General features: G+C 64.5%; 10 protein-coding genes. 4 read left to right on the forward strand and 6 right to left on the reverse strand.

Annotated elements, in window-relative coordinates; genetic code table 11:
* Window positions 1-47: 47 nt before the first annotated feature.
* Both ACXJL8_RS24855 and ACXJL8_RS24860 read right to left on the reverse strand, forming a co-directional pair.
* Complete coding sequence (locus tag ACXJL8_RS24855) at window positions 48-1,388, reverse strand: RtcB family protein (protein ID WP_456685760.1); 1,341 nt, start codon at window positions 1,386-1,388, stop codon at window positions 48-50.
* Between the two features lie 114 nt (window positions 1,389-1,502).
* Window positions 1,503-2,828 carry a TROVE domain-containing protein gene (locus ACXJL8_RS24860; protein ID WP_456685757.1) on the reverse strand — a complete coding sequence of 442 codons (1,326 nt, stop codon included), beginning with the start codon at window positions 2,826-2,828 and terminating at the stop codon, window positions 1,503-1,505.
* A 1,191-nt stretch (window positions 2,829-4,019) separates the two neighbouring features.
* On the opposite strand from ACXJL8_RS24860, the gene ACXJL8_RS24865 reads away from it, so the two are divergent.
* From ACXJL8_RS24865 to ACXJL8_RS24875, 3 genes are all read left to right on the forward strand, one after another.
* Entirely contained in the window at window positions 4,020-4,685 is a 666-nt protein-coding gene (locus ACXJL8_RS24865; protein WP_456685758.1) for a DUF429 domain-containing protein, read from the forward strand.
* 118 nt (window positions 4,686-4,803) lie between these two features.
* Window positions 4,804-4,947: a hypothetical protein gene (locus tag ACXJL8_RS24870; RefSeq protein ID WP_456622938.1), complete on the forward strand. Its 144-nt coding sequence runs from the start codon at window positions 4,804-4,806 to the stop codon at window positions 4,945-4,947.
* A gap of 103 nt (window positions 4,948-5,050) precedes the next feature.
* Window positions 5,051-5,755, forward strand: a complete 705-nt coding sequence (locus ACXJL8_RS24875) for a glutathione S-transferase family protein (RefSeq protein WP_456685759.1) — start codon at window positions 5,051-5,053, stop codon at window positions 5,753-5,755.
* Window position 5,756: 1 nt separating this feature from the next.
* Here the strand turns inward: ACXJL8_RS24875 and ACXJL8_RS24880 are convergent, their stop codons facing one another.
* From ACXJL8_RS24880 to ACXJL8_RS24890, 3 genes are all read right to left on the reverse strand, one after another.
* A complete protein-coding gene (locus tag ACXJL8_RS24880; protein WP_456622936.1) occupies window positions 5,757-6,539 on the reverse strand; it encodes a sulfite exporter TauE/SafE family protein in 783 nt (260 codons plus the stop codon).
* Between the two features lie 3 nt (window positions 6,540-6,542).
* On the reverse strand, window positions 6,543-7,175 hold the full coding sequence (locus tag ACXJL8_RS24885; RefSeq protein ID WP_456622935.1) for a TetR/AcrR family transcriptional regulator: 633 nt from the start codon (window positions 7,173-7,175) through the stop codon (window positions 6,543-6,545).
* 211 nt (window positions 7,176-7,386) lie between these two features.
* Window positions 7,387-7,758 (reverse strand): tRNA-binding protein, encoded by a 372-nt coding sequence (locus tag ACXJL8_RS24890; protein WP_456622934.1) that lies wholly within the window; start codon window positions 7,756-7,758, stop codon window positions 7,387-7,389.
* Window positions 7,759-7,863: 105 nt separating this feature from the next.
* On the opposite strand from ACXJL8_RS24890, the gene ACXJL8_RS24895 reads away from it, so the two are divergent.
* A complete protein-coding gene (locus ACXJL8_RS24895) occupies window positions 7,864-8,223 on the forward strand; it encodes an ArsC family reductase (RefSeq protein ID WP_456622933.1) in 360 nt (119 codons plus the stop codon).
* Here ACXJL8_RS24895 and ACXJL8_RS24900 read toward each other — a convergent pair.
* Complete coding sequence (locus tag ACXJL8_RS24900) at window positions 8,220-8,867, reverse strand: hypothetical protein (protein WP_456622932.1); 648 nt, start codon at window positions 8,865-8,867, stop codon at window positions 8,220-8,222. The two genes, ACXJL8_RS24895 and ACXJL8_RS24900, sit on opposite strands and share 4 nt — an antisense overlap.
* Between the last annotated feature and the right edge of the window lie 315 nt (window positions 8,868-9,182).

Below are 9,182 nucleotides of genomic sequence, written 5' to 3' on the forward strand. Positions count from 1 at the left end.
CCGTAGTGGTAAGGGCGGGAGCCATCGGCTCCCGCCCTCGGTTCGTATCAGTCCTTCCACGGATCGAACTCGCCGTCGCCGGCCATGGCGACGGCGAACGGCCGCAGCGTGTGCAACACCCGCACGGTGCCGGCGTGCTGCGCCAGCACCTCCGGCAGGCGGCGATAGGCCATCGGGCTCTCGTCGAGGTCGGCACCGATCAGGGTGACGCCGCGTTCGTTGAGCCAGCGGTCCATCTCCTCGCGCGAGAAGCGCCGCTTCGCCTCGTTGCGTCCGAACAGGCGGCCGGCGCCGTGCACGGTCGAGTACAGCGAAGCCTTGGCCTCCGGACTGTCGACGCCCTCAAGAATGACGGCGTCGTCGCCCATCGAGCCGCCGACGAATCCCTTCTGGCCGGGAAACGCCGGCGTCGCACCCTTGCGCACCACCCACAGATCGCGCCCGTCGTGGGTCTCACGCCAGGCATAATTGTGGTGGTTGTGCACGCTCTCGGTCACGCTGCCGCCGATGATTTGGCGGACGCGCTCGACGACCCACTCGCGGCCCGCATAGGCGTAGCGCCCAGCGAGCTGCATTGCCGCGATGTAGCGGCGGCCGAGCTCGGAGTCCTCGTCGACCACGGCGGGCGGGACGTTCATGCCGTCCTTGCCGCCGGCAGCCTTGAGGTAGCGCGTCGCGGAGGTGTGACCGAGACCGCGGCTTCCGAAGTGGACGCCGATCCAGACAAAGCCTTCCTCATCGCGCATGAGGTCGACATAGTGGTTGCCCGACCCGACCGTGCCGAGCTGGCTCACCGCCTTCTGACGGTACGCCTCCATATCGCTCTCGCGCCAGGCATCGCCGTCGTCGAACAGATCGTGCTCGGCCCGTTCGGCATTGGCACGGCCGACGCCGAACGAGATCGTCTTGGCGACGTCGCGGATGATCGTCGGCACGATCGCTGCGATGTCGTCGAAGCGCGTGTCGAGCTTTGCTGCCATGTTGCCGCAGCCGATGTCGAAGCCGACGCCGGAAATGCTGATCTGCTTCTCGTAGGCGATGACCCCGCCGACCGGTTGGGCGTAGCCGAGATGTCCGTCGGCGCAGATCACGCCGGACACGACGTTGCCGACCGCCATGCAGTTGCGCATCTGCGCGATGGTCGCCTCCTCATGCGGACCGAAGATCTTCAGCGGCGCGTTCTGGAAACGCGCCTCCTGCGGGCGGAGCTGCGCGATCGCGCCGGCCGTCGCATTGGCCTCGCGGGCGAGATGCTCCTTGCGCGCGGCGTCCCGGTACGAGCACCAGGCCGGCTGACCGCGTCCTTCGCCGACGCGCGAGTCGGGATCGACGCCGGCGGCGAGGCAGAGCTCGCGGGCGCGTTCCATGTAGGGATMAGATCGTCGCATGGTCATGTGTCCTGCTTCACATCCTACGCGCGCCACGGCCGGCGCGCGCGGATCATTTCAGAGATTTCGGAGGCCCCGGGCGCGTCCCGCGTCCGGGGCCGTTGTCGTTGCGCATCAGTTCAGCGCCGTCTCCGACGCCGCGATCCACGCGACCACGGCCTCGGAGAAGCCGTTGACGCGGGTCCAGGCGCCGTGGCCGACACCGTGCTGATACGAGGCCACGTTCACAATCGTGCCGCGCGCCTTGGGCTCGGGCACCTGGTCGTGGCTCTGCTCGTCGGTGAAGACGATGAGGCGATCGCCCTTGCGGTCGATCTCCGTCACCGCCTTGCCGAGCCAGGTTCCGCTATGAGCCTGCGAGTTGATGATCGCATCCCTGAGCGCGAAGCCGCGGCGGGGAGGGACCCTCACCACCTTGTCGCTGAAGGTGAAGATCTCGACCTCGTCGCAGATCTCGCGTGCCAGGATGGCAAGACCACACGCCGCCTCCGCGCGCGTCATTTCCGACTGCGCGGAGAGAGCCGCGAACATCGAACCCGACACGTCGATCAGGAGCCGGGTGCGGCCGGGCAGCCGCACATGCTCCTTGACCGACTTGAGCATCGCAGTCTCGAGCTCGGGCTCGAAGTCCGGCGCATAGCGCGCCGCCGTGATGAAGCGATAGGGCAGGATACGATCCGTCCGCATCGCCTCGATCGCGCCTGCGATGGTCTCGCGTGGCACCTGCGCGTTCTGCATCAGCCGCAGATTGCGCAAGAGCGCCAGGCCGCCGAGCTTGCGCTCGGCGATCAGCCGCTCGAAGGTCTCGCGCTTGCTCTTGCTGGCCGAGAGCGACACCTCCCAGGTATCGGGGGAGGCGAGCTCGCCGTCGACGAGCTGCTTCCACACCTTTGCCTGCTCGGCGTCCTTCGGCTTGGCGTGGACCAGGAACAGCACGTCCCTGATCCGCACCGCGCCGTCGCGATCCCACTTCGCGAGCTGGTAGGCGTCGAACTTGGTCAGCGCGCGGGCGAGACCCTTCTWCACCTGCGCCGAGACGGGCTGACGCTTGCGCTGCTRCATCGGTCCAAGCGCATCCGCCCAGTAGATCGCAAGCAGCTCCGTCATTTCGTCGGGACGCTGGATCACCTGGGCGAGCGTGTCGGCCACGAGAGCGCGGTGCTTCTCGCTCCGCGCCATCTCGCGGATGACGAGCAGCGGCGCATGCCGCAGCTTCATCACCTCGCGCGCCTCGATCGCAAGCTGCGCGACACGGGCGGGCGCGACCTTGGGCACCAGCCCCTTGATGCGGTCGGCGATAGCAACGCCGTCCTCGTAGAACTGGTCCTCCCACAGGAGGCAGTTCATCAGCGCCCGCTTCAGTTCCATCTCGGGCGTGAAGCGAATTGCGCGCGCGCCCTGACGCGTGAAGGCGCGAACGATCTTGTTGAGCCTGACCATGACGGCCTCCTCTGGGGTGCTGGTGGAATGATAATTGGTGCCGGGGAACAAGCGAGGCTGGACTGCCCTTGCGGGCTGTCGCACGCTCTACCGCTGAGCTACGGACTTCCGTCCGGAAGGAGTCTAACCTTCGACATTGCGATCCACGAAGTAACAGCGCTCTTCACCACCGGCGGTGGCGACGACAGGGACACGATCCGGGAACAGGCGATTGCTGTGACCCGGCGAGCCAAAGCTCGCCGGAAAGCGCTCTGGCCACTGAGCTACCGGTGCATGGTACACCGGGCGGGATTCGAACCCGCGACCTCTCGCGTGATAGGCGAAGTAACAGCGATCTTCACCACGGACCGTGATGGGGGTGGCGGGGAACGGGCGATACTGTTGCCGCTCTTGCGAGCGTTACGGGCTTCGAACCCGCTCGGCGCATTGCGCCTTACCGAAGTAACAGACATCTTCACCACCGCCAGGCCGATGCTGTCGCATCGGCCGTTGATGGGTACGCTGGGGAACGGGCGATATCGGCTTTCAGTGACGACAACACAGGATTGTCCTTGCGGACAGATCCTGCGCCGGGCCGCGTGCAAGCCTCTCCCAAGGTCGCATCCCGGTGCGTGTGTCAAAGGCGGGATTCGAACCCGCTTTACCGTGGAGAAGTATCCGACATCTTCACCACCAGCGTCGGTTGAGCCGCGACCATCGCGGCAAACCGATCTACGAAAATTCTATCGCGGCGCTGTCGACGCGCCGCATGTTGCGAACCATTCAGGTTCGCTCTGCCATCGGTGTCCGGCTCATCGCCTCGTTCCCTCCGGCAGGCCCCGCGCACTTGGGCACGCGCCTCTCGAGCGCGAGCCCCGGGATCCGGGTCTCCCGTTCCGGCCTATGCCGGGGTGTTCGAACGGACCGCGCGGCGGGCAACAAAAAACCCTCCGGAGCGGCAGGCTCGGGAGGGTCCGTGAGAAGCGGACGGTCGATCTTGCGGTCAGGCAAGATCGCTCCCATGAGCCGGGCATGCGACATCGATTGGCCGTAGGCCATTCGACAGTCGTGCAAATCTTTCGTAGCGGTGCTTCATCGCTCGGTTCACGGTTTTCGCGGACGGAAGTGTTCGCGAGGCCGCGGGAAATACGCCTGCAACTTGCGGATGTCAAGCGAGGCGCGTGTGAAAAATGCAAATGACGGATGGATGACGTGCCAACCTACCTCGGCCTCGATGGATTTCGCTACGGCTGGGTCGCAGCCTGGATCGACGATCGCGGCGATCACGGCTTCGACTATTCGCCGGGGCTCACGCGGCTGCTCGCGATGTCGCATGCACGGGCGATGATCGACATGCCGATCGGATTGAATACGAGCGGCTATCGAACCTGCGACTTGCGCGCCCGCGAACTGGTCGGCCCGGCGGTGTTTCTCGGTGCGCGTCGAGACCTCTGGACGTTTCCCGATATGGCCGTGGCCAACCGCCATTACTGGGAGCACGAAGGCAGGGGCAGGGGTGTATCCGCGCAACTCTGGAACATCAGGGACAAGATCAGGGAGGTCGACGAGATCATGACGCCGGCACGGCAAGCGACGGTCGGCGAAGCGCATCCGGAGCTGATCTTCTGGAATTTGGCGGGACGAGTCCAACTCGCGAAGAAGACGTCGGCGCAAGGCCGCGAGCAACGCATCGCGCTTCTGGAGCAACGCKGTTTCGCGCGCCTGCCGAAATGGCTGACGCAGCGCTACGGCACCGGCATCGGCCGGGACGATCTGATCGACGCCTGCGCCTGCGCGGTCGCGGCACGCGACAGCATGCAGCGCGTCGGCGGTAACGAGACCGATCCGCGGGGGTTGCGGATGGAGATCAATTATTGAGGCGGCTGGCCGATGAGTCTCGATATGGGAAAAAGTGGTAATTTATTTGTGGCATGAAGGAACTGTCGTTGGTCCGCGCGCGTTCCCCGTGAGAACCGACTACAGAGAAACTCTCGCGATGAATGATGCCAGTCAATTCGCGACCGCGCTGCTCGCGCTCGTTTTCTTCGGAGCGCTGCTTGTCATGGGGCAGCTCTTCATCGAGCAGCGCGCACAACGCGATATCGTGTACGCCACAACTCATCTGCTGCGGCCGCTCTGACCGGAATTCGGCTCGGAGAAATTGTGTAACGGCTGCTCGGCCTTGCTTCGGTCGCCGGCTCGCCTAGATTAGGCGGCATCTCACGAACGAAGCCGGGGGCCCGATGTCCGATCTCTCCACCTTTCCCATCACCAAGCGCTGGCCGGCCAGGCATCCGGAATTGCTTCAACTCTATTCGCTGCCGACGCCGAACGGCGTCAAGGTTTCGATCATGCTGGAGGAGGTCGGGCTTCCTTACGAGGTGCATCTCGTCGACTTCGGCAAGGACGATCAGAAGACGACGGAATTCCTCTCGCTCAATCCGAACGGCAAGATCCCGGCGATCCTCGATCCCAACGGTCCCGGCGGCAGGCCGCTGCCGCTGTTCGAGTCCGGGGCGATCCTGCAATATCTCTCGGAGAAGACCGGCAAGCTCCTGCCGCAGAATGCGGCGCGCCGCTACCAGACCATTCAGTGGCTGCATTTCCAGATGGGCGGCATCGGGCCGATGTTCGGCCAGGTCGGCTTCTTCCACAAATTCGCCGGCAAGGAGTTTGAGGACAAGCGGCCGCTCGAACGCTACGTCGGCGAGTCCAGGCGCCTGCTCGGCGTGATGGAGACGCATCTCTCCGGCCGGCAGTGGTTCATGGATGACGACTACACCATCGCCGACATTTCCATGCTCGGCTGGGTGCGCAACCTCGTCGGTTTCTACGGCGCCGGCGATCTCGTCGCATTCAGCGAGTTCAAGTCGGTCGGTCCCTGGCTCGAACGCGGACTGGCGCGTCCGGCGGTGCAGCGCGGGCTGAACATCCCAAAGCGGCCGTGAGTTAGGTCAGCGCCTTATGGGTCATGTACAGCGCCATCAGCGAGATCAACCCGATCATGACCTGGCGCAGCACGGATTTGCTGACACCATTGGCCATGCGCGCGCCGAGATCGGTGCCGACCCAGAGTCCGGCGAGGATGCCGATGATGGCCGGCCAGCCGACCACGAGCCCCTTGCTCCAGTAGATCCAGGCCGCCGGAATGTTGGTCGGGATGACCGAAAAGATGAGGCTGACGAGTTGCGCCTGATGTTGCGGCACGCGCAGGCCCGCGGCGAGACCGACCGTGACCGCAAGCCCGCCGCCGATGCCCATGAAGCCGGAAGAAAATCCGGCCAGCATGCCGATGAGGAGCAACGGGAGCCGGGGCAGTTGCTGTTGATCGCCGGCCTCGTTGGTCCCGTCCTTGCGGTCACGACGCAGAACCAGTGCCGCGATCAGCGCAACGAGGTAGACGACGTAGGTCCATTGCAGGACCGAGTCGGAAACGGCGGCCGCCGCGTAACCGCCGCCTGCGCCGCCCAGCATGAATCCGATGCCGATCCAGATGACCCATTGCAGCGGGCTGCGATTGCCGCTCTGCCAGTAGCGGCGCACGCCGGCGAGGCCCGTCGGAGGCACCTGCGCGATCAGCGACGTGCCCTGGGCGACGTGCTGCTCCGCGCCGAGCAGCAGCACACAGAAGATCACGAGACCGCCACCCGGGCTCGTGCCCATGAAGCCGGATGTCAGTCCCCCGACGAGACCGACGCCGATACCTGCGAGCAGGTCATGGATCCCGGACATCGGTCACACCCTGGTCCGTCGCTTGATGTCGGGTTTCGTGGTGCGGAAGCCGTCGATCACGCCGGCGACCGCCGTCATGCAGGCCTCGACGTCGAAATCCTCGCCCCAGCATTTTTGCAGCACAAAGCCCTGGAAGATCGCAACCAGAACGCGCGCGATCGCATCCGCGCCGAGGTCGCGCTTGATCAGGCCGTCGTGCTGGGCGCGCTCGACCAGCGCCACGATAAGCGCGCGCGGCATGTCGATGCCCTCGACGACGCTGGCGCGGACGCGGCGGTTGCGCAGCGCTTCGGCCCAGCCGTGGATGCCGACGCGACGCCGCGCTTCACCGGCGGGATCGGTGAGCCACTGCGCGTAGACCCGGACCAGCGCGTGAAGTCCCGCGATCGGATCGCCCGATCCTTGCGCGACCGAGTTGAGCACGGATTCGCGGCGATGCCGGTCGTCGGCGAGCGCCTCGATCAGATCGTCCTTGCTCTGGAAGTAGAGATAGACCGCGCCGTGGCTCAGCCCCGACCGCTTCACGATGTCGGCCATGCCGGTCTGGTGAAAACCGTTGTCGGAGAAGCAGGCGAGGGCCGCTTCGAGAATCTGCTGCCGCCGGCCTTCGCGCTGCTTGTCGCTGATCTTGGGCATCCGGGCTGTCCATAAATAACTGACTGATCGATCGTTTTAGCGATTCAATCGCGAGAGAATTGACCGCCGATGGCATAATAAAAAACGATCAGTCAGTCATTATTAACGGCCAGGAAGGATCTCGTCAAGCCCGGACAGCTGAAGTCAGGAGCCTGGGGGATTGGACGAACGGGCTGCCAACGGGACGATGGTCCGGCCCCTGAGCGCGCCGCTAGAACAGGCGCCCGCCGTTCGGCACCGGCTTGCTTGGTTGCACCAGCACGACCTTGCCGTCGGCATCGGGGAAACCGAGCGTCAGGACCTCCGACACGACGGGCCCGATCTGGCGTGGTGGAAAGTTGACGACGGCGGCGACCTGTTGCCCCACCAGAGTTTCCAGCGGATGGTTTTCCGTGATCTGCGCCGAGCTCTTGCGCACACCGATGGCGGGACCGAAATCGATCCAGAGACGCCAGGCCGGCTTGCGGGCCTCCGGAAACGGCTTGGCATCGACGATGGTGCCGACGCGGATATCGACCGCGAGGAAGGCGTTGAAGTCGATGGTCGGTGACTGGGCTGCGGCGGGATCGTGGGTGACGTGCATGATATGTCCGTTCGGAGAGCTGTCGGCTTCGTCCGCAATATTGTGGCGTGAACCGGAGTTTCGTACAACGCGCAGCCGAAGCATCACGCATGCGCGAGGAACGTCTTGCCCAACATCATCTATGGCATCAAGAACTGCGACACCATGAAGAAGGCGCGCGCCTGGCTCGACACCCACGGCGTCGCTTACGAGTTTCACGACTACAAGACGGCGGGCGTGGAGAAGGACAAGCTCAAGCAGTGGAGCGACAAGCTCGGCTGGGAGACGCTGCTCAATCGCGCCGGCACGACCTTCAAGAAGCTGCCCGATGCCGATAAGGAAGGCCTGACCGAGAAAAAGGCGCTGGCATTGATGCTAGCGCAACCATCAATGATCAAGCGGCCGGTGCTCGAGGTCGGCGGCAAGCTTCTGGTCGGCTTCAAGCCGGATATCTATGCCAAGGAAGTCCGCGCCAAATCGGGCTAGTTCAGCTCGATGACCTCGGTAGGAACGCCGGGGCCGGACTGGTCGGCGAACTCGATCACGTCGGCCGCCGCGATACGGCCGGGTGCGCGATGAAACAGATCGCGGTCGATCACGGCGCGCAATTTCGCGCGCGGCAGCGCGTCATTTCCGCGCATCAGATTCTTGATCTCGAAGCCGCCGTCCTCGCAGAAGGTCTTGAGCGATGCGATGACGTGGCAGACCTTGCCGTCGATCTGGAACGGCAGCAGCAGCCGTTCGTAAGCGACGATACGGCCGTAGATGTCGTCGACGTCGGCAACGCTGTAGACCGGAAGCCCGCGCGCCACGCATTCATGATAGATCGGCATCACGACGGGCGCGAGCCGTGGCCCGACATAGTCGTCGAGCAGAACGCCCTTGCCGGTGTGTCCATAGGCGCGCGAGATGCGCGTGCCTTCGCTCTGGATGGTCAGGCGGGGCGTCGGCGCCGAATTGTCCACCGTATAGTAGATGAGGTCGGACAGTTCTTCCTCGAGCCGCGCGGGCTGGTACTCCCAGATCGCCGGCGCAATCTGCTGGCGCGCATAAAGTCGCAGCCACGTGTTCAGGAGATCACGCTGCCTGATCGACTTGACGACGGAGGGAGCGGCGCTTGCGAAATCCAAAACAATATTCCCGGCGATAAAAACCCGCGCATGATCACCATTGCGGGAAAATTTTCTATGAAGGCTGGCGCGCGGAACGAAAGACCGTTAACGACGGCTTGATGACCGGTGCCGTGCGAACCGGGAGGCCGGGCAGGCGCGACATCAAAACATCTCCGACTAAGGGAGCATTTGTATCCCAGCCGGAGGCCTGATCTGCTCAGCTTTCCGCCTTGCCTAACCCCCGTCAACTCCGGCATATTCCGCGCCCGGAGGCGGCGTTCCGGGATGGCTCCAAGGCCTCCGGAAAGCCGAAGCAACAAGGACAGCCACGCG

This window comes from Bradyrhizobium sp. P5_C11_2 (genome assembly GCF_054049755.1).